The organism is Actinoplanes sp. NPDC004185 (assembly GCF_053603475.1).
Map to the genome: position 1 here is coordinate 1 of NZ_JBSGFR010000042.1, position 23,443 is coordinate 23,443.

The window sequence follows — 23,443 nt, forward strand, 5'->3', positions numbered from 1 at the left end:
GCGGGTGAGCAGCGGCCGCAACGAGCGGGTCAGCTCGACGGCGACCGGGATGTCGTGACCGGTGTCCGGGCCGTACCGCTCGAACGTGGCCGGGTCCCGCGCGGCCCAGGCCCGGGCCGCCCAGGCCCGCGCCACCCACTCACTGTCGGCCCAGGCCCGAGCCGTGAAGTCGGAGCCGGCCCAGGCCCGGGCCGCCCAGGCCCGCGCGGCCGGGTCGAGCTGCGCCCAGGCGCGGGCGGCCCAGTCGCGGGAGGCCGGGGTCAGCTTCTTCCACGCCCTCTCGGCGGCCGGCTGGTCACCGTCGACCAGGGCCTCGGAGAACGCGGCCCAACGCTTGGCGTCGCGCCCGACCGCGGCGGTGTCGGCGTCGTACTGCTGCTGCGCCTGGCCCGCGTTCCAGCGGGGCGCGGCGGCGAGCACCCGGGCGGCGTCCAGGCCGCCGGCGCCGCCACCGGACGCGCGGCTCAGCCCGGCACTCGGGTACGCGGTGCTCACGAGCAGGTTCTTGATCGCGTCGGGCCGCAGCCGGGGCTGCACGGCCAGGGTGTCCGCGATGACGCCCGAGGTGACCGCGGCGGCCATCGACGTGCCGGAGCCGCGGAAGTAGCCGTCACCCACCCGGGCCTGCGGGTTGCCCGCGTCGACCACGCTGCCCGGCGAGCGCAGGCTGATCACGTGGCCACCGGCCGCCACCAGGTCCGGCTTGGCGTCGCCCTGCCAGGTCGGTCCCCGGCCGGACCAGACGCCTACCACGTCGTCGCCCCGGCCGGCCGTGCCGGCGGCGTCCAGCCCACCGGTGGTGAGCAGCAGGGGATCGTTGCCGGGCGAGGTGACCGAGCCGGTGCCAGGACCGTCGTTGCCCGACGGCACGACGACCGTGACGCCCTGGTGCCACAACGACTCGAGGGCCTGGGTCAGGGGATCGATCTGGTACGGCAACGGGCTGTTCGAGGACAGCGACAGGTTGACCACCTGCACGTCGCGGCGGTGGTCACTGACCCACTGCAGGCCCCGCAACACCGTGGTCAGGTCGGTACGCCCGTCCGCGTCGGCCACCTTGACGTCGACGAGCTTCGCGCCCGGGGCCACGCCCTGGTACCGGCCGTCCGACGCCTCGCCGGTGGCGGCGATGAGGCCGGCCATGAACGTGCCGTGGCCGTACCCGTCGCCGGCGCCGGTGCCGGTCAGGTCGACCCGGCCGGCCAGTTGCCCGGCGAGGTCGGGGACGTCGGCGATGCCGGTGTCGACCACGGCCACCGTGACGCCGCGGCCCTCGTCACCGTCGGCGGGTAGGCCCACCATCTCGCGGACGGTCGCCGCGCCCGTCCCGGCCGGTGTCCCGGCCTCGGCGACGGTGATCTCGCGCTGGGGTGCCACGGACCAGGCCGGGTCGAGGGTGCTGCCCTGCGGCAGTTGCGCCGCGACGCCGCGGACGACGGGCAGCAGGGTCACGACCCGGCCGCCGGCCGCCCGGACCGCGCGCGCCGCACCCTCGGCGTCGGTGCCGGTGACGACGACGTCGTGCCACTGCGCGCCGGCGGCCCGCGCGGCGGACGGAGCCGGGAGGCTGACGACCGCCAGGGCTGCGGCGACGATTGCCGCGATGCGGCGGCGGTTGGTGGCGGCGGCGCCGGCCGATCCCGCCAGGCTGGTGATTTTCACGGCCTGCGCACTCCTTCTCACTCTGAGTAACTACATGACGCCGTCAGCAGCGAGGGCCGCCTCCGTCTGTGGCGGGAACATCGGCCGGGCCGGCGTCACCTTGAGCAAGACGTCTCAGGAATCGGCGGCGCCCACCTGCCCCGCCAGCACGCCGTCGACCAGGTCGAGCACCGCGTCCGCCGTGAACGGCTTGGCCAGGTAGTAGTCGACGCCGCAGGCCCAGGCCCGGGCGTTGGCGTCGGACTCGGCGGCTGCGGTCAGCATGAGCACCGGCACCGGCTCGCCGGGCTGGTCGCGGATGGTGCTGAGCACCCCGAAGCCGTCCAGGCCGGGCATCATCACGTCCAGGATCACGAAGTCGGGCGCGGCCGCCTGCACCTCCCGGACGGCGGCGAGCCCGTCCACCGCGACGCTCACCTCGTACCCGTCCATCTCGAGGACGTCGGTGAGCAGTTGCCGGATCGCCGGGTCGTCGTCGACCACCAGGATGCGTGCCATGAGCTCCCTCTTCCGCCTCAGTGTCTGCCGTGGCTGTGCCAGAGCCCGGCCTGGCGCGACGCCTCGTCGGCGGCGCGACGCCAGTCCACGGCCTGCGCCTTCAACTGGGGGTGTGACAGCAGCTGGGCCAGCTCCTCCTCGTGCCGGCCGGCGGCCGGGCAGGCGGACTCGGTGCCCTGGATCAGCAGGTGGGCCGTCCGCACGGCCGCGGCCACGCCGAGCCCGGAGAGGTCCGGCGCCTGCTCGGCGTCGCGCTGGGCGACGGCGGTGACGATCGGCGGCGGCAGCCCCCACAGGTGCAGCAGTTCCACCCCGACGTCACGGAACGGAACCCCGTCACGGGTCTCGGCGTCCAGGTCGACCGCGGACCCCTCCTTGTCCCCCACCGCCGCCAGGCAGACCAGCCGCCCGACGTCCTGCAGCAGCGCCGCGGCCTGCGCGTGCGGCCGGTTCGCCGGGGAGGCCACGAAGTCCACCAGGCAGGCGGTGGCCACCGCGTGCCGCCAGGCGGTGCGCAGATGCTGCTCGATCGCCGGGTCCCAGGCCGAGGTCGGCCGCAGCACGTGTGCCGCGCCGGCCACCGCCTGCACCATGGGCACGCCCATCGCGTTGACGATCGACTCGACCGAGGAGTTGCGCGGGCGCGAGCCGAAGAACCGCGAGTTCGACAGCTGGAGCAGCTTGGCGGTCAGCCCGACGTCGTGCATGGCCATCTGCACCGCGTACGACAGGTTGGCGTCCGGGGCGAGCAGGCCGATGATCCCGTCGGTGTGCTCGGGCAGGGTCGGGATGGCCCGGACGCCGCCGGCGATCCGCCGCGCCTCGCTCCGGTGGGAGCTGGAGGTCCGGATCAGCAGCTGCTCGATCACGGCGATGAGGCTCTCGGCGTCGGACGGCTTGGTGAGGAAACGGTGACCGGCCACGGCCACCTGGATCGCCGCCTCCGGCTCGATGTGCCCGGACAGCACCACCCGGGCCACCTCGGGGTGCCGCCGGCTGACGTTGGTGAGCAGCTCGGCGCCGTCCATCCCGGGCATCCGCATGTCGGAGACCACCACGTCGTACGGCTGCTGGGCGAGCAGCTCCAGCGCCTCCGCGCCGTCGGAGACGAACGCCATCTCCCATTCGCCGCGCTTGCCCCGCAGGGAACGGCGCAGGCCGTCGAGGATGCGCGGTTCGTCGTCGACGAACAGGGCGCGTGCCTTGCTCATGCGGCGTCCGGCTTACCGGCGACGGGCAGGCGCAGGACGAACTCGGTCCCCTCACCCACCACGGAGCGCACCTCGATGCTCCCGCCGTGCTTCTCCAGCACCGCCCGGGCCAGCGCCAAGCCCTGCCCCGTGCCCTTGCCGACCTCCTTGGTGGTGAAGAACGGCTCGAAGATCGACTGCTGGATGTCCGCCGGGATGCCGGTGCCGTTGTCGGCGAAGGTGAGCACCGCGGTGGGGCCGTCGGTACGGGAGCTGATCCGGATCTCACCCCGCTCGGCCTTGTCCTTGAGCGCGTCGGCCGCGTTGACCAGCAGGTTGAGGAAGACCTGGTTGAGGTCGCCCAGGTGGCACAGCACCTCGGGCAGCTCACCGAGGTCCAGGACCACGTCGGCGACGTACTTGACCTCGTTGCGGGCCACCGTGAGGGTGGTCCGGACGGCCTCGTTGAGATCGGCGTACGCCTGCTCGGTGGCGTCCTTGTAGCTGAACGACTTCATCGCCCGGACCAGCGAGGCGACCCGCTCGACGCCCTCGAGGCTCTGGCTGACCGCGGCCGGGATCTCGGCGGCCAGGTACTCGACGTCGGCCTTGGCCTCGGCCTGCTGGGCGCGCTCGGTGCGCGCACTCCACTGCAGCTCGCCCAGGGCCGGCGCCATGCACTCCCGGTACACCAGCAGCAGGTCGAGCATGTCCTGGTACGCGTCGGCCAGGAACCGGGTGTTGTCCCCGACGAACTGGATCGGCGTGTTGATCTCGTGGGCCAGCCCGGCCGAGAGCCGGCCCAGCGACTCCAGCTTCTGGTCGTGCCGCGCCTCGAGCTCCGCGCGCCGCACCTCGGTCATGTCCCGGAAGGTGACCACCGCGCCGGGCAGCTCGCCGCCGATGTCCAGCGACGCGACCGAGCACTCCACCCCGAACGTCGATCCGTCCCGGCGGGCGAAGGTCTCGTCGATCGACTGCACGCTCCTGCCCGCGGTGCGGATCAGGCGCAGCGGGCACTCGCTCTCCGGCTGCGGGGCGCCGTGCCAGGGTGCGGCGTGCACCATGTCGTGCACCGACAGCCCGAGCAGGTCCTTCTCGGCCCAGCCGAGCATCTCCGAGGCGGCCCGGTTCATCGAGGTCAGCTTGCCGTCGCCGTCGACCGTGTAGAGACCCTCGGCCATGTCGTCCATGATCACCGAGCGGAACGCCTGGGCCTGCTCGCGTTCCGTGACGTCGACCAGCACCAGGCCGACGCCCATCATCCGGTCCTCCACCCGCACCGGGTAGCACCCGGCGAGCCACGAGCGGGGCCCGTCGGCCTCACCCGGCGCCGGGGCGGTGACCACCGTGCCGACGATCGCCGTCTCCGTCTGCCACGCGCGGTGGTAGTTCGCCTCGATCTGCGGCCATACGCAGGGCAGCACCTCGTGGACCGGCCGGCCGAGCTGCTCGGCGCGCGGCACGCTGCCCATGGCGGCCAGCGTCTCGTTGACCCGGCTCAGCCGGGAGTCGCGGTCCACGAAGCCGAACCCGGCCGGCGCAGCCGCCTCCAGGGCCTCCAGCAGGGAGAGGGTCTCGGTGACGCAGCGCCGGGCGCCGGCCAGCTCCTCGCTCAGCGCCGCCCGCTCCTCGACATCCGTGCCGGCGGCGATCCACGAGCCGGGAGCGCCATCCGCCGGGGTGAACCGCACACTGTGCCGGCCGAACGAGCCGTCCACCCGGCTGAGCCGGCACTCCAGCTCGTAGGGTGCCGCGCCCGCCGCCCGCCCGGCGGACTCCACGGCCGGCAGGTCGCCAGGGTGCACCAGGGTGCTCCACGGCACGCCCACGGGGCCCCGGTTGGCGTACGCGATGTGGCCCGCGTCGGTGACGACCCAGACGGTGTGCGGCAGCGCCGCGGCGAGCACGGTGGCGTCGATCCCGGACGGCAGCGGGCCGGCCGGGGCCGCGGCCACCTGTGGCGCTCGACGTCCAGACACGTTATGCCCTTCTCAGCGACCGGGGCGATGTGCACCCTCCTTGCTGCCCATCGGCCGTCCGCGTCCGGATCTGAGCGCCACACTCGTCGTGATGTCAGGCGGCCCGGCTGAGCCACTGCTGGTTGGCGCCCGTGCCGCAGGCGTACTGGATGAGCCGTACGCCGTCCGCGGTCCCGCCGCCGATGACGTCGAGGCACCGCCCGCTGTGCCGGGCCACGAGCCGGTAGTAGCCGCCCCCGGCGTCCTGCACCTGCCACTGCTGGTTGGTGCCCGTCCCGCAGGTGTACTGCACGACCCGGGCGTTGTCGGCGGTCGACGCGTCCGCCACGTCCAGGCACTTGCCGCTGTGCCGGGCCTCCAGCTGCACGTAGCCGTTGCCCAGGTCGCGGCGGTTCCACTGCTGATTGAGGCCGGTGCCACAGGTGTACTGGATCGCCTCGGCGCGATCGGCGGTCGAGCCCCCGGCCACGTCGACGCACTTGCCGGAGTGCCGGGCGACCACGGTGCTCCAGGAGCCGGCCGCTCCGGTGACCGTGCCGGCCGCAGTGTCGATGACCAGCGACGGGAAGTAGTCCAGGGCCAGCGTGGTGGCGCTCGGGAAGCGCAGCGGCGCCCAGACGTAGCGGGAGTCGTTGACCGTGCCGCCCAGCGAGTTGCCCCAGCGGTCGCCCAGATACAGGTACGCGGTCCCGGCGGTGCCCGCGACCGGCAGGACGTACGCGGTCTGCGAGCCGTACGCCGTCGCGTCCCCCACGTTGCTCCAGCCGCTCCACGGGCCGGTGATGCTGGTGGCCGAGGAGTACTTCTGCTGGTTGGGGTTCCAGCCGGTGGCCCCGGAGGTGAGCATGAAGTAGACGCCGTTGCGCTTGAACAGCGCCGGCGCCTCGCGGACGTCACCGGGCCAGCTGCGGACCAGCGCGGTGACGCCGGTGTAGTCACTGGTCAAGCGGTAGACGTTGAGGTCACGGTTCTCGTTGGCCGAGGACACCATGTAGCCGGTGCCGTCGTCGTCGACGAACGTGGTGATGTCCCGCGACATGTGGGTGCCCAGCGGCCGGAAGCTGCCCCGGTACGTGTAGGCGCCGTCCACAGTGCTCGACACGGCGACCGCGGCCCGCGCCTGGGCGTAGTCCGTCGCGGTCTCCTTGTGCATCCACATGACGAACTGCCGGGTGCTCGCGTTGTACATCACCTTGGGCCGCTCGATGTTGGCGCTGGCCAGCTCGGCGGCCGACGACTGGGTGAGCACATGGTTGCGGAACTCCCAGGTCTTCAGATCCGTCGAGCGGTACGCCGAGACGTACCGGAAGGTGTTGTCGGCGTTGCGGTTCTCGCCGAACCAGTAGTAGTAGGCACCCACCTTGAGCACGCCGCCGCCGTGCGCGTGCACCACGGCCCCCGAGGTGTCGGTGAACTGGGTGCCGTTGGCCACCGTCACCGGCGCCGCGAGCACCGGCGCCCCGGTGAGGGCGAGGACCGTGGCGGTCCCGGCAAGAACGGCGAGGAAGGCCCGCGCGCAGCGTCCGAGCGGCATCACGACCTGCTTTCCAATCGGTGACGGTCGATGTGACCGTTAACACAGATTGCCCGCAGGTTACCGTCATGTCAACAAACGCCGGGCCGGTCAGCGGCGCACGCCCACGGCGACCAGAACGGCCCGGGCCGCATCGGCCGCCGGGTGCAGGATCGCCGAGTGCACCCACCGCCCGGCGGCGGCGACCGCGTGCCACACCGGCACGACGGTCCACCGCCAGCACCAGGCAATGGCCAGTCCGGCCGGTCGCAGCACCCACCGGTAGAACTGCCGCAGCAGCCAGCCGGCACCGCGCCATCCGGCAGCCAGCACCGCGGCGACGCCCCGGCCCAGCACGGCGAGCACCCACCACACTCCCCGCCACACCGGGGCGGTCACCGCCCACAGCCAGACGAGCGGCACGACCAGCAGGTAGTGCAGCACCAGGGCGAACGGCCGGAGCAACTGCCGCCGGTGCCGCCACAGCCACTGCGCCGGCACGACGATCAACCATCGCGCCAGCCACTCCAGCACCGGCCGCAACGCCCGCTGCCACAGCCAGGCCGCCGGGACGGCCACCAGGTATCGCCACAGGAAGGCGGCCGGCACCGCGACCAGGTAGTGCCACAGGAAGGCGGCCGGGACCGCCACCGCGTAGTGCCACAGCCAGGCCAGGGGCCGGCCGACGTAGCGGGCCAGGAACCGGCCGATCAGCCGGGACAGCTCCCACAGCAGCCGGAACGGCAGGACGAAGACCACGGCGAGGACCCGGACCGGCCAGTGGATCCAGGCGGGAAGCGGCTGCTCGGACATGGCCGCCCACGGTAGCCGACCTGCGCGAACGCCGCCCTAGCGGCCGGCCACCCGCTTGGCGATCCGGTACGCCAGCATCCCGCCCAGCACCCACGGCGCCGCGACGATGATCGGGTCGATCCACTGGTGGTTGACGTCGGCGCGCTTGCGGCCGAACCGCGAGGCGATGCCGTGGTGGCTGAACTCGCTGAGCACCCCGGTCTCGGTGATCGGATTGTCCGGGTGCAGGCTCACGAACGAGCGCAGCGTGCTCTCCACGGTGTCCACCCGGTCGGCGGCCAGCAGGAGCAGCCAGTGCGCGGCCCGGCCCTCGCTGTACTCCTTGTAGGCGTACCGGCGGATGACCCCGGACAGGCCCTTGGGCGGGCAGGACGTGCCGAAGACCGGGGTGAGGAACTTGTGCTCGATCGAGCGTTCCCGGGGGAACTTCTCCGGCTGGCGTTCCGGGAACTCCCAGTGCGCGCCGCTGAAGGTCGGATCGAACTGCTCCCGGGGCACCGCGGGCCGGTCCTTGGGGTCCAGATCCACGCCCCAGCCCGGGATGCGGGCGCGCAGCTGGTCGCTCGACTCGGCCAGCTTCGGCTTCTCCGGTGTGTAAGCCATTTCTGCCTCCGTTCGGGTCAGGCGGCGTTCGGGACGATGATCGGCTTGATGCAGTTGTCGAGCTTCGCCGAGAAGATGTGGTACCCCTCGGCGATGTGCTCCAGCGGGATCCGGTGCGTGACGATCTCGCTGGGCTTGAGATAGCCGTTCTTGACGTGCTCGAACAGCCGGGGCCACTGCCGTTTCACCGGGCACTGGTTCATCCGCAGGGTGAGGCCCTTGTTCATGGCGTCACCGAACTTGACCGCGCTGAACATCGGCCCGTAGGCCCCCATCACGGAGATCGTCCCGCCCTTGCGCACCGAGTCGATCGCCCAGTTCAGCGCGATCGGCGACCCGCCCTGCAGCTTGAGCTTGGTGGTGGTCACGTGCTGCAGGAAGTTGCCGTCGGCCTCGGCGCCCACGGCGTCGATCGCCACGTCGGCGCCCAGGTGGTCGGTGATCTTCTTCATGTGCACGATGATGTCGTCGTACTCGGTGAAGTTGTACGTCTCGGCGTGGGCGAAGGTCCGGGCCTTCTCCAGCCGGTACTCCAGGTGGTCGATGACGATCACCCGGCCGGCGCCCATCAGCCACGCCGACTTGGCCGCGATCAGCCCCACCGGGCCGGCCCCGAAGACCACCACCACGTCGCCCTCGACGATGTCGCCCAGCTGGGCGCCGAAGTACCCGGTGGCGGTGGCGTCGGTCAGCAGCACCGCGTCGTCCTCGTCCATCCAGTCCGGGATGATCGTGGGCCCGACGTCGGCGAAGGGCACGCGGACGAACTCCGATTGGCCACCGTCGTAGCCGCCGGTGGTGTGCGAGTAGCCGTAGATCCCGCCGACCGCCGTGGCGTTGGGGTTGACGTTGTGGCAGTTCGAGTACAGGCCGCGGGCGCAGAAGAAACATGTACCGCAGAAGATGTTGAAGGGGACCATGACCCGGTCGCCGGGCTTGAGGTTGCGCACCGAGGAGCCGACCTCGTCCACGACGCCGATGAACTCGTGCCCGAAGGTCGAACCGACCCGGGTGTCGGGCATCATCCCGTGATAGAGGTGCAGGTCCGACCCGCAGATCGCGGCTCGCGTCACCCGTACGATCGCATCGTTGGGATGCTCGATCACCGGGCGGTCCTTCTCCTCGACCCGGACCCGGTATGGACCGCGATAGACCATTGCTCGCATCTTGTACCTCCCGTGCCCCGGCGCGCGGGTGAGCCGCGCCCGGTCGATTTGTCGGTGCACCAGGGCCCGGGCTACCCGAAGCGTTCCGCGGTAAACGCTGCGGCCGCGGCCGGAGCGTCGGTCGGCCATGATGACCCGATGCGAATCTCCGCCGGTGACGTGTCGTTGTTCTTCGATGTCGAGGGGTGCGCCCTGGTGCCCGCCGGCGACACCATGCGCGAGCAGCCCACCCTGGTGCTGCTGCACGGTGGCCCGGGCGCCGACCACAGCCTGTTCAAACCCGAGTTCACCGCGCTCACCGACGTGGCCCAGCTCGTCTATCTGGATCAGCGCGGGTCCGGGCGCTCGGACCCCGGCACCCCGGCCACCTGGACGTGGACGCAGTGGGCGGACGACGTCGCCGCGTTCTGCGCCGCCCTGGCCATCCCCCGGGTGGTGCTCGTCGGCTCCTCCAGCGGCGGCCTGGTCGCCCTGCACTGCGCCGCCCGCCATCCGGGGCTGGTCGCCGGGTTGATCCTGGACAGCACGCTAGGTGTGCCCACCTCGCTCGAGGAGACCCTCGACGTGTTCGAGCGCCGCGGCGGACCGGTCGCCCGCGCGGCGGCGCAGCGCTACCTGACCGGGGACACCAGCGCCGAGGCCGAGGACGCCTGGCGCGAGCACGGCCTGCCGCTCTACGGCAGCGCCGCCGCCTCCACCGACCTGACCGACCGGCGGGCCAGGGCGCGCATGAACGAAGATGTGCTGGCTCACTTCCGGCGCGGCGGCTGCGGACCGGCGGATCCGGCCGAGCAGCTGGCGGCCGTCGCCTGCCCCACCCTGATCCTCGCCGGCGAGGACGACCCTGTCTCACCGGCCGCCGCCGCCCAGCGGCTGGCCCGGTCCCTGACCGGGGCGAAGGCCACCGTCGAGATCATCGCCGGGGTCGGACACGGGACTTTCCGTCAGGCTCCCGAACAGGCCTTCACCCACGTCCGCCGGTTCATCGGCGCCCTCGACCGAGCCGGCCGCGGCTGAGCCGCCCTCAGCCCCGGACGAGGCCCAGGATGGTGTCCATGGCCTTGCGGCGGTCCGCGCCCGTGCCGAGCAGGCCGTCCGGCACGATCAGCTCGTCCAGGCCGAGCTCGCGGTAGCCGGCGATGTCGCGGGCCAGCAGCTCGGGCGAACCCCCGATGACCGGCATGGACAGCCCTTCCGGCACGGGCCCGTCGACCACCGTCAGCGCCTGCGCGGTACGGGCGATGGCCTTCGGGTCGCGTCCCTGCTCGGCGCAGAAGCGGTCGAGGACCGCCGACTTGTGCGCGATCAGGTCCGGGCGGCCCCACGCGTTCCAGGCGTCGGCGTAGCGGGCGACGATGCCGAGCATCCGCCGCTCGCCGCTGCCGCCGATGAGGATCGGCAGCGGGTCCTGGACCGGCTTGGGCTCGCAGACGGCGTCCTCGAGCTGGTAGTACTCGCCGTCGAGGGTGGTCGTGGGCTGCCGCAGCAGGCCGTGCAGGACCTCCAGCGCTTCCACGAACCGGTCCAGGCGCTGCTTGACCGGCGGGAGCTCGATGCCGTACTGCTCGTGCTCGTTGATCTGCCAGCCGGCGCCCACGCCCAGGGTGAACCGGCCGTCGGTGATCCGGTCGACGGTGGCCGCCATGTTGGCCAGCACCGCCGGGTGCCGGTAGGTGTTGCCGTAGACCAGGGTGCCGATCCGCACCCGGGGCACGACCGCGCCGAGCGCGGCCACCAGGGAGCCGCACTCCAGGACCGGGGCGTCGGCCGGCCGGCCGGTGCCCGCGTTCGGCATGAAGTGGTCGGCGATGTGGACGCCGTCCCAGCCGGTGTCGGCCGCGTGCCGGGCCACCTCGAGGATCTCACCGTAGGGCTGCCCGGCGCCGGGCCAGATCGAGAGTCGCATACCGGCACCCTGCCACGGCGTCCGGCGCCGGCCGCGGACGGGTCGACCAGCGCGCTACTGTCATAGACAGTGGCCGATAGGACGGAGCGGCGCGTGACCCAGGAAATCCAGGAGGACTTCGCCGATCCGGCGTTCCAGGCCGATCCCCACCCGGTGTACGCCCAGTGGCGCGCCACCACCCCGGTCCGCCGCGTCCGGCTCCCCAGCGGGGTGACCGCCTGGCTGGTGACCCGGTACGAGGACGCCCGTCAGGCCCTCACCGACCCGCGACTGTCCAAGGCCCGCCCGGTCGGACAGGCCACCGACCGCGCGCTGCCGCCGTCGATCATCGCCGCCATCTCCCAGCACATGCTCTCGGCCGATCCGCCCGACCACACCCGGTTGCGCCGCCTGGTCGCCGGGGCCTTCACCGCCCGGCGCATCGAGGCGTTGCGGCCGCGGATCGAGGAGATCACCGAGGAGCTGCTGGCGGCGATGGCGGGCCGGGAGCAGGTCGACCTGATCGACGCGTTCGCGTTCCCGTTGCCGATCCAGGTCATCTGCGAGCTGCTCGGGGTGCCGGTGGCCGACCGGGACTCGTTCCGCACCTGGTCGAACACCATCGTGGCCGGCTCGGCGAACCGCGAGCAGCTACCCGGCGCGTTGCAGGCGATGATCGCCTACATCCGGCGGCTGATCGCCGAACGCCGCGGAAATCCGGGCGACGACCTGTTGTCCGGCCTGATCGGCGTCCGCGACGAGCAGGACCGGCTGTCCGAGGACGAGCTGTCCTCGATGGTGTTCCTGCTGCTCATCGCCGGTCACGAGACCACGGTCAACCTCATCGGCAACGGTGCCTGGCTGCTGCTGGACCAGCGCGAGCGGTGGGACCGGCTGCGCGCCGAACCGGCGTTGCTGCCCGGCGCCATCGAGGAGTTCCTGCGCTTCGAGGGGCCGGTCGAGACCGCCACCTTCCGCGTCGCGGCCGAGGACCTGGAGATCGGCGGCGCCACCGTCCGGGCGGGCGACGCGGTGCTGGTGGCGCTGCTCGCCGCCGACCGGGACGAGGGGCGGTTCCCGGACCCCGACGAGCTGCGGCTGGACCGCGCCCAGAATCCGCATCTCGCCTTCGGCCACGGCATCCACTACTGCCTCGGGGCGCCGCTCGCCCGACTGGAGGCCCAGGTCGCCTTCGGCAAGCTGCTGACCCGGTTCCCCCAGCTACGACTGGCGGTGCCGGCCGGGGAGCTGACCTGGCGCCCGGGTGTCCTCATGCGCGGGTTGCAGAGCCTGCCCGTCGTCCCGGGCCCGGCCGATCCGGCATGATGCCCGGGTGCTGAATCTCTCCGAGCAGACCCTGGCCGCGATCGGCCGGATGACCGTGGCCGCCACCGACCTGGAACATCTGCTCGCCTGGATCGGCGCGGACCGCGCCGGGGGCGACGCCGCCGCGGTCTTCGCCGTGCCGGGTGAGCCACTGACCGCCGCCCGCGGGTCGGTGCAGTTCGCGGCCGGGTCCGTCCGCCAGGAACTGATCGCCGGGGTGGAGGCGGCCGGGACACAGCTCGCGATCGGCCAGGCCGCGCTGCGCAGGCTGTGGCGCGACGACGACACCGCCGCCGATGCCGCCACCTTCGACGACATCACCGGCCGGCTGGTCAGCTGCCGCGAATGGTTGGCCGGCTTCGCCGCCACAGCCGCCTCGCTCAATCCCTGATCGGCCGTATCGGCCGGGTCACCCGCTTGCGAACCGGCCGACGGACGGCTGGGACGGTGTGCCCTCAGTCCCGGGTCAAGCGGGGCAGCAGCGTCAGCGCCTCGGTCCGCAAGGTGTCCAGGGCGTCCGGGGCGCCGGCCAGGTGGCGCAGCAACGCATGCTGGAAGAGGCCGTCGAACATCGCGTACGCCGTCGCCGGCACAACGGTGGGCGTCTGGTCGCTGAGCTCGGCGTAGCGGCTCACCACCCGCCAGATCATCCGCTGCAGGCTGTCGTCGATCTCCAGCACGTCGGCGCGGAACGCCGGCTCGAACAGCGACTGCGAGCGCATGTCGTACCAGAGCCGGTGCAGGGTCGCGTCCTCGCCGGCCGTGACCGCCAGCCCGGCGGCGAAGCCCTCGGCCAGATCGGGGGCGGTGGCCGAGGCGGCCAGGATCTCGTCGTAGCGCTGCACGCAGATCGCCTTGTAGTGCTTGACGCAGTGGATGATCAGATCCACCTTGTCGGCGAAGTAGTAGTGCAGCACGCCGTGCGAGAAGTCCGTGTTCTGGGCGATCTCGCGCAGGCTGGTGCGCGCGTAGCCCAGCTCGGCGAGCGTCTGCAGCGCCGCCGCGGCCAGCTGGTCGCGGCGCTGGGCGAACTTGTCGACCTGGCGCCGGGACACCCGGTCGGCGTTCGGCGGCCCGGACAGGGTCGCTGTCTTCTCCGGCCGGCCCGTGTTCAGCGCGTTGGTCACCCGCCCATCCTCCCTGGCCGCAGCGCCGCGCGCGACCCGTTGACCATGGACGATACGCCGAGACCGCATTTCTTGACAGTTGTCCAGAGATTTCTTGACACCCGTCCAGTTTTCTTCGTACGTTGTGACCTGCATCACGAGCCGCGGTGCACAGCGACGTGACCACAAGCGGAGGCAGGCATGACCTCAATCGATCTGAGCGGTAAGCGGGCGCTGGTGACCGGCGGCGCCCGGGGGTTCGGGGCGGCCATCGCCCAGTCCCTGGCCGAGGCCGGCGCGGCGGTCATGATCGGCGACGTCCTGGAGGACCTCGGCCGCGAGACCGCCGAGCTGATCGCCAAGACCGGCGCGACCGCGGCCTTCACGCGGCTGGACATCACCGACGAGGCGTCCTGGGAGGCGGCGACCGCCACCACGGTGGCGGGGCTCGGCGGCTTCGACATCCTGGTCAACAACGCCGGCGTCGAGGTCACCGCGCTGCTGGCCGACCTCGACCCGGCCGAGCTGTCGCGGATGCTCGAGGTCAACGTCGTCGGCACGGCCCTGGGCATCAAGCACGCCTTCCGCAGCATGCGTCCCGGCGGGGCGGCCGGCCGGGGCGGCTCGATCGTCAACATCTCGTCGGTCGCGGCGACCATCGCCTTCCCCGGCATCGCCGGCTACTCGGCGTCCAAGTCGGCCGTCGACCGGCTGACCCGGGTGGCGGCCATGGAATCCGGCAAGCTCGGTTACGGCGTACGGGTGAACTGCATCTATCCCGGTCTGGTCCCGACCGAGATGGGGGTGAAACTGGCCGTCGACGTGACCGCGATCGGACTGTTCGCCAGCACCGACCACGCGATCGCCGCGGTCGTCGACCAGACCCCGATGGGCCGGCTCGGCGAGGCCCGCGAGATGGGCGACGTGGTGGTCTTCCTCGCCTCCGACGCGGCCCGGTTCATCACCGGCGCCGGCGTGCCCGTCGACGGCGGAATGGGGATGTGACATGCGCCCCGTCGTGGTCTACGGCGCCTCCGGCTACACCGGACGGCTCATCTGCGAGTACCTGCGCGAGCTCAACCTGCCCTTCATCGCCGCCGGACGCGACAAGGACCGGCTCCGCGAGGTGCTGGACCGGGTCCCCGGCATCGAGACCGCCGACTACGAGGTGGCGGAGGTCGAGCACGAGGCCGGTGCCCTGACCGAGCTGTTCCGCGGCGCGAGCGTCGTGTGCAACACCGTCGGCCCGTTCATCACCCTCGGCGACCCGGTGGCCGAGGCCGCGCTGGCCGCCGGCTGCCACTACCTGGACACCACCGGCGAGCAGGACTGGCTGCTGCACGCGAAGGAGAAGTGGGGCCGGCCGTACGCGGACGCGGGCCTGCTGATCTCCCCCGGGGTCGCGCAGATGTACACGACCGGCGAGATCGCCGCGAACCTGTGCCTGGAACATCCCGGCATGGACACCCTGGACATCCTGGTGCTGTGGGAGGGCGCCCCCACGGTGGCCTCGACCCAGACGATCTTCGCCATCCTGGCCGCCGACTGGTTCCACCTGGCCGAGAACAAGTACGTGCAGTGGGACCCGACGGCCCGCTTCGAGGTCACCGTGCCCGGCCGGCACGCCACCTCCCTGGCGCTGCCCTGGGGCGGTATGTGCCACCCGGTCTGGTTCGCCGACGACCCCCGGGTCGCCACCTGCCGGGCGATCGGCGGCGTCATGAACCGCGACGTCATGGAGGCGGTCGCGGCCACCACCATGATGGTGCAGGCCGAGATCAAGACCCTGCCGGCCGACCAGCAGGGGCCCGCGCTCGCCGCGATCGCCGAGCAGTGGCAGACCGGCATGCCGCCGAGGGAGAACCCGCGCCTCAACACCTCGGTCGACTCCGTGTACGCCTCGGGCCCGCTGGGCCGCGCGCACTGCGTCATCCACGGCAACTCCAACTACAAACAGACCGGCCTGCTGCAGGCCTGGGCGGCGCAGTCACTGGTCCAGCAGGCGCCCCGGCGGACCGGGCTGGCCTCGGCCTGCCAGGCGTTCGGCCATCGCGAGCTGCTCGGCGTGCTGCGCACGTTCGGCCTGGTCCTCGAACCCGTCGTCACCGTCGCCCGCTGAGCCCCCGATGGCTCTCGCCGACTACCTGGACAAGGGGGCCTCGCTCGGCCCCGGCGAGCCGTGCCTGCTCGCCGGGGCCGAGACGATGACCTACGCCGAGGTCCAGCAACTGAGCCACCGGGTCGCCGCCGCCCTGCACCGCAGCGGGGTGCGCGCCGGCGAATCCGTGGCGATCCTGTCCGGCAACGACCCGGTGGCGTTCTCCGCGGTCTTCGGCATCTCCCGCCTGGGGGCGGTGTGGTGCCCGGTCAACCCCCGCAACGAGGCCGCGGAGAACCAGGCGCTGCTCGACCTCTTCGACTGCACCTGCCTGATCTTCCAGGCCGCGTACGCCCCGCTGGTCGAGAAGATCGCGCCGCTGCTGCCGAAGATCCGCGTCTACGTCTGCCTCGACGGCCCCACGCCGCTCGGGGTGACCTTCGCCGAATGGGCCGCCGCTCCCCCGGCCTCCGCTCTTCCCTCGCCCTCGCATTCCGACACCGTGATGCTGGTCGGCACCGGGGGAACGACCGGCACGCCGAAGGGCGTCATGCTGACCGACCGCAACCTCGAGGCGATGTCGGCGATCACGCTCATGAGCTACCCGTTCACCGGCCGCCCGACCTATCTGGCCCTGGCCCCGCTCACCCACGCGGCCGGGGTGCTCTGCTTCCCGATCATGGCCCTGGGCGGCCGCATCGTCATCATGGCCCGCCCGGACGTCGGCGAGTTCCTGCACCTGATCGAGGCGCACCGGGTGACCCACACGTTCCTGCCACCGACGGTGATCTACCTGGCCCTGGCCCACCCCGCCGTGCGCACGACGGACCTGAGAAGCCTGCAATGCTTCTGGTACGGGGCGGCGCCGATGTCGACGGCCCGGCTGACCGAGGCGATCGAGGTGTTCGGCCCGGTCATGGGCCAGCTGTTCGGCCAGTCCGAAGCCCCGATGATGATCTCGACGATGGCCCCGGCCGAGCACCTGCACCCCGACGGCAGCGTGGCGGTGTCCCGGCTGGGCTCGGCGGGCCACCCGTCGCCGCTGGTCACCGTGGCCATCATGGACAGCACGGGCAATCTGCTGCCGCCGGGTGAGCGCGGCGAGATCGTGGTCCGGGGGTCGCTGGTGATGCACGGCTACTACAAGGACCCCGCGGCGACTGCCGAGGCCGGTGCGTACGGCTGGCACCACACCGGGGACATCGGCTATCTCGACGCGGACAATTACCTGTTCATCGTGGACCGGGCCAAGGACATGATCATCACGGGTGGGTACAACGTTTATTCGGCCGAGGTGGAGCAGGCTCTGATGCACCACCCGGCGGTGTACGAGGCGGCGGTGATCGGCCTGCCCGATGACAAGTGGGGTGAGCGGGTCACGGCGGTGGTGCAGCCTTCGCCTGGGTTGTCGGTTGATCCGGCGGATGTTGTGGCGTTTGTCAAAGAGCGGCTCGGGAGTGTCAAGGCGCCCAAGCAGGTCGAGGTTTGGGAGGAGCTTCCTCGGTCTCGGGTCGGGAAGATTCTCAAGGGGGAGATTCGGGATCGGCTTGGGTGATTCGGTGCGGGTGGACGGTTGGGGGCCGGGGTGACCAAGATCGGCTTGAAATGCCGCTATGCCGTTCTTGGTCACCCCGGCCCCCAACCTTGCATGGTTTTCTCCTGCGGCCAGGATGGTGGTTGCTCGCGGCTGGTTGCAGCGCTTTGTGGGGTGATCCCCCTGCGGTTTCGGGTCTGGCTGCCGCGCTGTGGTCATTGCAGGGTTTTTTCTTGGGCAGGCCGAGCTTTGTGGTGGGTCTTGCGTACGCACCTCGCCGGTTGCGGTCAGAGACTCGCTTTGGTTCGGTCGGCGGTTGGTTGTTCGGCTTCCAGGTGTTTGAAGAAGTGGTGCTTTGCGGTGCCGTCCGGCATGTTCGGGGTCGGGCAGCAGGCGGCTGCCCAGGCCTCGGCCGCGGTGCTTCGGGTCCAGCCACAGCGACTTATTCCGCGCGCTCATTCTGCCGATCGACGCGCGGCTACGTGAGGAAGACGATGGCCGCCACTATGCAGCCCAGGGTGCTGCCGGTTACCAGCATGATGGCTCCTGATCTCCACAGGTTGCCCTTGCGGCGCCAGATGCCGGTTTCCTTGCCGGCCCAGATGCGCTGGGCGCCGCGCGCGTCCCGGGAGACGATCCGGTGCACCAGGCCCATCCTCGTATGGTTGATCGCAGCGGCGTAGAAGTAGAACAACACGGCGCCGGCCAGCAGGGAGAACGCCGCCAGCAGACCGAGCAGCTTCAGCATGACGGGTTCGTGGCTGAGCGGACGGGCGAGTTCCTTGGCGGCGAAGGCGACGGCAGCAACGGCGACGGTGGAAATCAGGGTCACGTTCTTGGCGTCGTCAGCCGCGACGACAAGCAGGTTCTCGATGTAGGCCTGGCGCGATTGCGCGTCGACGGCGGGCGAGTCAGGACCGAAGTCGGGAAGGTCGTCCTCCTCGCCCGTAGGAGTTCTCGTCACGCCGCCTCCTCCGTGGTGGACGTTTCCCGCTCGCCAGGACATGGTCTCGCGCCCGCCAGGCTTACTCAACCGCCGCCGGTTCCCGTAGCAGCGCGCTGCTTGTCGACGATTAATCTGCCGTTGTGGCCAAGACCGAACTTGAAGAGTTGATCGTTGCGGACGCCGAGGCGCTGCGTGGGTGGTTGCTGAGCAACCACGCCGAGTCGGCAGGCGTTTGGCTGGCCCTGGGCAGGAAGGGCGGCACCGTCACGACGCTGACCTGGCAGCAGGCGGTTGACGAGGCGTTGTGCGTCGGTTGGATCGACGGGCAGGGCCGTAAAGGGAATCAGGACATCTCGTGGATCCGGTTCACCCCGCGCGCTGCCCGCAGTTCCTGGTCGCAGCGCAACGTCGCCCATGTGGCCCGGCTGGAGGCGGAGGGGCGGATGCTGCCCCTGGGCCGCGCCGCGGTGGAAGCCGCGAAAGCAGATGGGCGATGGGCGGCCGCGTACGCCCCGCCCTCGGAAGCTGAGGTGCCGGCTGACCTCAGCACCGCGATCGCCGCTGACCCTGACGCCCAGCGCATGTTCGACGTGCTCACCAGGACCAACCGCTTCGCTCTCATCCACCGGGTCAACGGCGTCAAACGGGCTGAGACGCGCGAGCGAAAGATCCGCGAGGTCGTGGCGATGCTGGCCCGGCACGAGACCATCTACCCGCAGAAGGCCAAACCTGCGGACCCGCCACAGTCCATACCTTCATGACCGGAGGGTCACCTGCGGGCGGCGCGCGATTGTCGGATGGATCGTGGCGTGTGTGGTGAACTGGCTGTGTGCTGATGCGTCCTGCGGAACTGGCGGCGATCCGGGCCGGCGACATCGACGTGGCGTTCCGCCGGTGGGAACAGCCCCGGCTCAAGGTCGGCACCCGGATGCGGACCGCGGTCGGGCTGGTCGAGGTGACCTCGGTCGACCGCGTACCGGTGACGTCGCTGACCGCCGCGGACGCCCGCCGGGCCGGCGCAGCCTCGCTGGCCGCGCTCCGCCGAGGGCTGGACCGCGTGCACCGCGACCGGCCGGTCTATCGGATCGGGCTGCGGTACGCGGGCGCCGACCCGCGGCAAGCGCTGCGGGAGGCGGTGCCCGACGCTGCCGAGATCGAGGCGATCGTCGCGTGGCTCGACCGGCTCGACCGCGCCTCGCCGACCGGGCCGTGGACCCGGGCCACGCTGCTGCTGATCGACGAGCTGCCGGCCACCCGGGCACCTGATCTCGCCCAACGGATGGGGCGGGACACCCCGTCGTTCAAACAGAACGTGCGCAAGCTGAAGGAACGCGGCCTGACCGAATCCCTCGACATCGGCTACCGCCTCTCGGCGCGCGGAGCGGCCGTCCTGGACCACGAGGGTCATCCGCGGCCGGCTCAGGGGCGGTCGGAGCCGGAGCCGGGCATTCCGCTGCCCCACCTCGGTGCTCCCGCGACGCGTGCGCTCACCGCGCACGGCGTGGTCCGGCTCGAGCAGGTCGCCGAGCTCAGCGAGGGCGAGGTGCGGGCTCTGCACGGAGTCGGGCCGTACGCCCTCGGCCGACTGCAGACGGCGCTGGACGCGGCGGGGCTGTCCTTCCGCGACGATTCCGGGATTAGCTCAGAGACGTCCTGACAGCCGTTCGCTTGCTGGCACGGGGCCGCGACGAGCGCGGCCGTGCCCCTGTGCCGCGATGCGGCAACCGCAGGTACGAAGGCAAATGCCGGTCGGGTGCAGCTTGAGACGCTCGATCGCCACAGCAATGGCAGTACCTCGAGTCACGTCAACCGAGGAGAGGGCTGACCTTCGCGTTGAGCTGGCCGGACCGACCGCGCCCGGGCGCCTCGACGAAATCAAGCTGACCGTACTCGACGATCAGCACAGCTGTGGTGCGTCATCAATCGCCGGCGGCCCGACCGACGAACAGATCCGCAATCACGCATGGGGCGCGTACCAGTTTCGCCGCGGGGTCGACGGTGGCTCGGACAGCGGCCGAGGCGTCAAGCCGTTCTCACTCGTCATCGGCGAGTTGAGCAAGGCGATGGACCGGCCGAGCATCGCATCGCTGGCCTGGCCACGAGATGATCTCGGCATGACGAGAAAATATGTAGGTGCCGTGCCTGACGCCGAGTGGCAGCAACTGCTCACCGAGTTCCTGGCTCGAGCGGACGAGTTCCGAGTACACATGCCGGACGGCGACGGGCAACTGAGCCACGGCCGAGCGGAATTCGTGAGTCTGTCGACGGTGGCGGTTCGCCCGTGGAGCGGCATGCGCGACGCCATCGAAATCGTTGGTCCCATGACACCGGCGGCCAGGGACCTGTTTCTGCGACTCGAGGTTTCCCTCAAGTCGTTCGACCCGGAACACAAGCTGTGGGACTACGAGCTCGTGGAGAACGGATCGGTGGTGCTCTCGATCGGTGACTACCACGACCTCATGATCGAGGTTCCTGACTAGGCAACGACGCGCCGGAGTTCGAGGTCGGCGGGATCGTAGATCCCAGCGCCTGAGGCAGACTCACGGTGGATCGTCGATCAGATGTAGAGGGCGTCGACTGAGCATGACGAAGTCGCCGTTGCGGACAGCAACTCGTTCCTCGGGGAGAGTCGGCCCAGCGCGCCGCCAGGTTGAACCCGCTCGACCGACAGGCGACCATGGCGACGGCTTCAGGTCCGCAGGCGTGAAACTGCAGCCCGACGCGTCGTTTCTGCCCACTCGACGTTGACGTTGCCCGCCGCAGAAGGGTGACGTCAAGCTCGAGAGGACCGCGGTCGTTCCTTAATGTGGGGCCCAGCCGGCTGACTAACCGATAATGGCTAAATGGCACGTATTGGGGCACGCGACTATCGTCAGGTCTTAGATCTCGCTGTTGCGCTGGTGGACGGCTTGCGGGTCGACAGCTATCAGACGATGATCGCCGGTCAGCTGAATGAGTGCCTGCGTGGCACCGCCACCCTGTTCATGAACGGGTTCAACCCGTCCGCTCGCACCATCGCCGGGGTGGCGTGCGCGCCCGGGGAGGTCGCCTCGATCCCGTGGGCGGAGCGCGCCCGCGTCTATGGCGCCGAGCATCCCCTGGCGCATGCCTTCGCCGCACAACGGGATCCGAGCCCGCTGACCGTCAGCGACGTCGTCGCACCCTCTGCATGGCGAGCGACTCAAACCTACGACTCCTGCGATCAGGACCTGGACGGCGGCACCCGGCATCTAGCCATTCCGCTACCCACCCCGATCGGCGTCGCGACCGCCTTCATCATCTGCCGCTCCGGGCGCGACTTCACCGACCGGGAACGCGACTTGGCCGCGGCGATCCAGCCGCTGGTGATTGGCGTCGGCCGCCAGCTCGCCGAGACTCAGCGCTTGCGCGATGCGGTAGGCGCGCCGGCGCCGGGGACCGATTTCGGCCTGACGCCGCGCGAGCTGACCGTGCTGGCCTTGCTCGGCGACGGCCTATCGACCGCGGCGGTCGCCCGCCGATTACTCATATCGGGGCACACCGTCAACAAGCACCTTGAGAACGCGTACCGCAAGTGCGGGACGCGGGATCGACTCGCTACGTTGCTGCTCCTCCGCCGGATGGGCGTGCTGCCGCCGACCGGGCGGCGCTGACCGGCAGGACGCCCAGTTCCTGAGCAAGCAGCACGGTGTGCACCCGGTCCCGGGTGCCCAGTTTCCGATAGAGCCGCTCCAGGTGTTTTTCGAACGTACGCGCGGAGATCTGCAGGCGGCGGCCCGCGGCCGCGGCGGTGAGACCGTCGGCTGTCGCGCGGAGGACCGCCAGTTCTCGGGGAGTCAACCGGGAGCGGTCCGGATGGTCGACGTAGCGCTGGACGCTGCGGAGCAACGGCAATAGGCACTGCGCCACCTTCCGGTCGCCCGCATCAAATTGCCGGTGTGCCCGGCACAGAACAAGAACGCTGGTCGCGGACACCGGCAGCGCCAAGTGGTAACCGGTACCAAGGGCACAGGGATTCCCGCGCCACTCGCACGAGCCGCCGGCGACGCGGCCCTCAACAAGCGTGTCGTGACCCTCGGGCATCCAGACGCTCGGACCGGACCGAGCGACGCCCTCGACATACACGCTCGCGGTGCAGCCCAGACGCTCGGCAACGACCGCGCAGACGGCCGCCCAGGGAGCACCGGCTCCGACCCCTTCAAGCAACGCGGTGGCGCCGTCGAGCGCCCGCCGATAGCTATCCATCATCACCAGCTCCGTACGTAATCCTGCTAATACCGAGCATAAGGCACCTTTTGCCAGGATTTAGGAGCTGGAAGCGAAGGGAACGAGCGCCCGGCCTCCGCGCAACCAAGACCACTAGGGGGACTTCATGATCACAAGACCTGTTAACAGCTCCGCACCGAGCGGGCCGCGCATCCGCACCGGTGTTCTGCGGGGCTTCGTCGCCGGGGTGACTGTATCCGTGTGCGGGCTCGCCGTCGTGGCGGGCCCGGCGAGCGCGAAGCACTGTCAGCGGTGCGAGGACAAGTACGGCACCCCGAGCGGCGGCGCAGTCTCGGACAACAGAGAAACCGGGGGCATCCTCGGCGCTTCCGCGTGGGGCACGGTGGAAAACACCACGGCTGCCTCCGACCTATCCCGTAGTCAACTGGTTCTCGCCGCCCTGGGGAGTACAGCCGGTGACGGAGCGCGGTCCATCTGGGTCCGGAAGACCATCTGACTGGTGCAGTCCAAACAAGAGGAGCTCCTTCGCGAGGGAGGACGCTTTCGCATGACTCTTGCATCAGTCATTGAGGGGTTGAGTAAGTGACCGCGCACTCTACTAATACTTTGAAAAAGGCCTTCGAGTAATCATTCGACCTTTGAAAGGAAGCTCATGAGCAGTCATGTGAAATGGCGTACGTTCACTGGTTCCTGGGTGCCTGCGGCGATGACCGTAGCGGTACTGGCCGGCAGCTTGATGGTCAACGTCGTATCGGCCCAGGCAGCAGGACCGACCAGTCAGTCGGTGGCATCGAGCGCCAAGGCCGGGCTAGCGGCAGGCGGATCGCAGTGGTTCGATGCGACGGCGGGTCAGCTCAGCGATCTCGGCTACCCGATCGGCGACGTGAACACCACCACCTGGGCCCGCGCCGGCCG

At 70.8% G+C, this 23,443-nt stretch carries 23 protein-coding genes; 11 read left to right on the plus strand and 12 right to left on the minus strand.

What is annotated here, in order from left to right; translation table 11 throughout:
- From ACWEOZ_RS33505 to ACWEOZ_RS33540, 8 genes are all read right to left on the minus strand, one after another.
- On the minus strand, positions 1 to 1,662 hold a 1,662-nt coding region (locus tag ACWEOZ_RS33505; RefSeq protein WP_451914685.1), incomplete at its 3' end, for a S8 family serine peptidase.
- A 114-nt stretch (positions 1,663 to 1,776) separates the two neighbouring features.
- On the minus strand, positions 1,777 to 2,160 hold the full coding sequence (locus ACWEOZ_RS33510) for a response regulator transcription factor (RefSeq protein WP_451914686.1): 384 nt from the start codon (positions 2,158 to 2,160) through the stop codon (positions 1,777 to 1,779).
- Positions 2,161 to 2,177: 17 nt separating this feature from the next.
- Positions 2,178 to 3,371, minus strand: a complete 1,194-nt coding sequence (locus ACWEOZ_RS33515) for a response regulator (RefSeq protein ID WP_451914687.1) — start codon at positions 3,369 to 3,371, stop codon at positions 2,178 to 2,180.
- On the minus strand, positions 3,368 to 5,332 hold the full coding sequence (locus tag ACWEOZ_RS33520) for a PAS domain-containing protein (protein WP_451914688.1): 1,965 nt from the start codon (positions 5,330 to 5,332) through the stop codon (positions 3,368 to 3,370). The genes ACWEOZ_RS33515 and ACWEOZ_RS33520 overlap by 4 nt, the downstream gene beginning before the upstream one ends.
- A gap of 94 nt (positions 5,333 to 5,426) precedes the next feature.
- On the minus strand, positions 5,427 to 6,866 hold the full coding sequence (locus tag ACWEOZ_RS33525) for an RICIN domain-containing protein (RefSeq protein ID WP_451914689.1): 1,440 nt from the start codon (positions 6,864 to 6,866) through the stop codon (positions 5,427 to 5,429).
- 90 nt (positions 6,867 to 6,956) lie between these two features.
- The gene (locus ACWEOZ_RS33530) at positions 6,957 to 7,658 is read right to left on the minus strand and encodes a hypothetical protein (protein ID WP_451914690.1); all 702 of its coding nucleotides are present in this window, start codon (positions 7,656 to 7,658) and stop codon (positions 6,957 to 6,959) included.
- A 36-nt stretch (positions 7,659 to 7,694) separates the two neighbouring features.
- Positions 7,695 to 8,261 (minus strand): hypothetical protein, encoded by a 567-nt coding sequence (locus tag ACWEOZ_RS33535; RefSeq protein WP_451914691.1) that lies wholly within the window; start codon positions 8,259 to 8,261, stop codon positions 7,695 to 7,697.
- A gap of 17 nt (positions 8,262 to 8,278) precedes the next feature.
- On the minus strand, positions 8,279 to 9,418 hold the full coding sequence (locus ACWEOZ_RS33540; protein WP_451914692.1) for a zinc-dependent alcohol dehydrogenase: 1,140 nt from the start codon (positions 9,416 to 9,418) through the stop codon (positions 8,279 to 8,281).
- Positions 9,419 to 9,565: 147 nt separating this feature from the next.
- Between ACWEOZ_RS33540 and ACWEOZ_RS33545 the strand changes: the two genes are divergently transcribed.
- Complete coding sequence (locus ACWEOZ_RS33545) at positions 9,566 to 10,444, plus strand: alpha/beta fold hydrolase (RefSeq protein WP_451914693.1); 879 nt, start codon at positions 9,566 to 9,568, stop codon at positions 10,442 to 10,444.
- A gap of 7 nt (positions 10,445 to 10,451) precedes the next feature.
- Here ACWEOZ_RS33545 and ACWEOZ_RS33550 read toward each other — a convergent pair whose 3' ends face one another.
- Positions 10,452 to 11,333, minus strand: coding sequence for a TIGR03560 family F420-dependent LLM class oxidoreductase (locus tag ACWEOZ_RS33550; RefSeq protein ID WP_451914694.1), 882 nt, complete (start codon positions 11,331 to 11,333; stop codon positions 10,452 to 10,454).
- Positions 11,334 to 11,426: 93 nt separating this feature from the next.
- On the opposite strand from ACWEOZ_RS33550, the gene ACWEOZ_RS33555 reads away from it, so the two are divergent.
- Positions 11,427 to 12,638, plus strand: coding sequence for a cytochrome P450 family protein (locus ACWEOZ_RS33555; RefSeq protein ID WP_451914695.1), 1,212 nt, complete (start codon positions 11,427 to 11,429; stop codon positions 12,636 to 12,638).
- Between the two features lie 7 nt (positions 12,639 to 12,645).
- Positions 12,646 to 13,029 carry a hypothetical protein gene (locus tag ACWEOZ_RS33560; protein ID WP_451914696.1) on the plus strand — a complete coding sequence of 128 codons (384 nt, stop codon included), beginning with the start codon at positions 12,646 to 12,648 and terminating at the stop codon, positions 13,027 to 13,029.
- Positions 13,030 to 13,093: 64 nt separating this feature from the next.
- Here the strand turns inward: ACWEOZ_RS33560 and ACWEOZ_RS33565 are convergent, their stop codons facing one another.
- Positions 13,094 to 13,765, minus strand: coding sequence for a TetR/AcrR family transcriptional regulator (locus ACWEOZ_RS33565; protein WP_451914697.1), 672 nt, complete (start codon positions 13,763 to 13,765; stop codon positions 13,094 to 13,096).
- A gap of 180 nt (positions 13,766 to 13,945) precedes the next feature.
- Between ACWEOZ_RS33565 and ACWEOZ_RS33570 the strand changes: the two genes are divergently transcribed.
- From ACWEOZ_RS33570 to ACWEOZ_RS33580, 3 genes are read left to right on the plus strand one after another with little or no spacing between them, the layout of a single operon-like run.
- Positions 13,946 to 14,749 (plus strand): SDR family NAD(P)-dependent oxidoreductase, encoded by an 804-nt coding sequence (locus ACWEOZ_RS33570; protein WP_451914698.1) that lies wholly within the window; start codon positions 13,946 to 13,948, stop codon positions 14,747 to 14,749.
- A gap of 1 nt (position 14,750) precedes the next feature.
- A complete protein-coding gene (locus ACWEOZ_RS33575; protein ID WP_451914699.1) occupies positions 14,751 to 15,863 on the plus strand; it encodes a DUF5938 domain-containing protein in 1,113 nt (370 codons plus the stop codon).
- 7 nt (positions 15,864 to 15,870) lie between these two features.
- Positions 15,871 to 17,397 carry an AMP-binding protein gene (locus ACWEOZ_RS33580; protein WP_451914700.1) on the plus strand — a complete coding sequence of 509 codons (1,527 nt, stop codon included), beginning with the start codon at positions 15,871 to 15,873 and terminating at the stop codon, positions 17,395 to 17,397.
- A gap of 457 nt (positions 17,398 to 17,854) precedes the next feature.
- On the opposite strand, the gene ACWEOZ_RS33585 is transcribed toward ACWEOZ_RS33580, so the two are convergent.
- Positions 17,855 to 18,340, minus strand: a complete 486-nt coding sequence (locus tag ACWEOZ_RS33585; RefSeq protein ID WP_451914701.1) for a hypothetical protein — start codon at positions 18,338 to 18,340, stop codon at positions 17,855 to 17,857.
- A 122-nt stretch (positions 18,341 to 18,462) separates the two neighbouring features.
- Between ACWEOZ_RS33585 and ACWEOZ_RS33590 the strand changes: the two genes are divergently transcribed.
- The 4 genes from ACWEOZ_RS33590 to ACWEOZ_RS33605 all read left to right on the plus strand — a co-directional run bounded on the left by ACWEOZ_RS33590 (position 18,463) and on the right by ACWEOZ_RS33605 (position 21,954).
- Positions 18,463 to 19,083 carry a YdeI/OmpD-associated family protein gene (locus ACWEOZ_RS33590; protein WP_451914702.1) on the plus strand — a complete coding sequence of 207 codons (621 nt, stop codon included), beginning with the start codon at positions 18,463 to 18,465 and terminating at the stop codon, positions 19,081 to 19,083.
- Positions 19,084 to 19,157: 74 nt separating this feature from the next.
- Positions 19,158 to 19,979 (plus strand): hypothetical protein, encoded by an 822-nt coding sequence (locus ACWEOZ_RS33595; RefSeq protein WP_451914703.1) that lies wholly within the window; start codon positions 19,158 to 19,160, stop codon positions 19,977 to 19,979.
- Between the two features lie 103 nt (positions 19,980 to 20,082).
- The gene (locus ACWEOZ_RS33600; protein WP_451914704.1) at positions 20,083 to 20,802 is read left to right on the plus strand and encodes a hypothetical protein; all 720 of its coding nucleotides are present in this window, start codon (positions 20,083 to 20,085) and stop codon (positions 20,800 to 20,802) included.
- Positions 20,803 to 21,165: 363 nt separating this feature from the next.
- On the plus strand, positions 21,166 to 21,954 hold the full coding sequence (locus ACWEOZ_RS33605; protein WP_451914705.1) for a helix-turn-helix transcriptional regulator: 789 nt from the start codon (positions 21,166 to 21,168) through the stop codon (positions 21,952 to 21,954).
- Here ACWEOZ_RS33605 and ACWEOZ_RS33610 read toward each other — a convergent pair.
- Positions 21,899 to 22,549, minus strand: coding sequence for a response regulator transcription factor (locus ACWEOZ_RS33610; RefSeq protein ID WP_451914706.1), 651 nt, complete (start codon positions 22,547 to 22,549; stop codon positions 21,899 to 21,901). The two genes, ACWEOZ_RS33605 and ACWEOZ_RS33610, sit on opposite strands and share 56 nt — an antisense overlap.
- 631 nt (positions 22,550 to 23,180) lie before the next feature.
- Between ACWEOZ_RS33610 and ACWEOZ_RS33615 the strand changes: the two genes are divergently transcribed.
- Positions 23,181 to 23,443 (plus strand): hypothetical protein (locus tag ACWEOZ_RS33615; protein ID WP_451914707.1); only part of this gene is annotated, 263 nt, incomplete at its 3' end.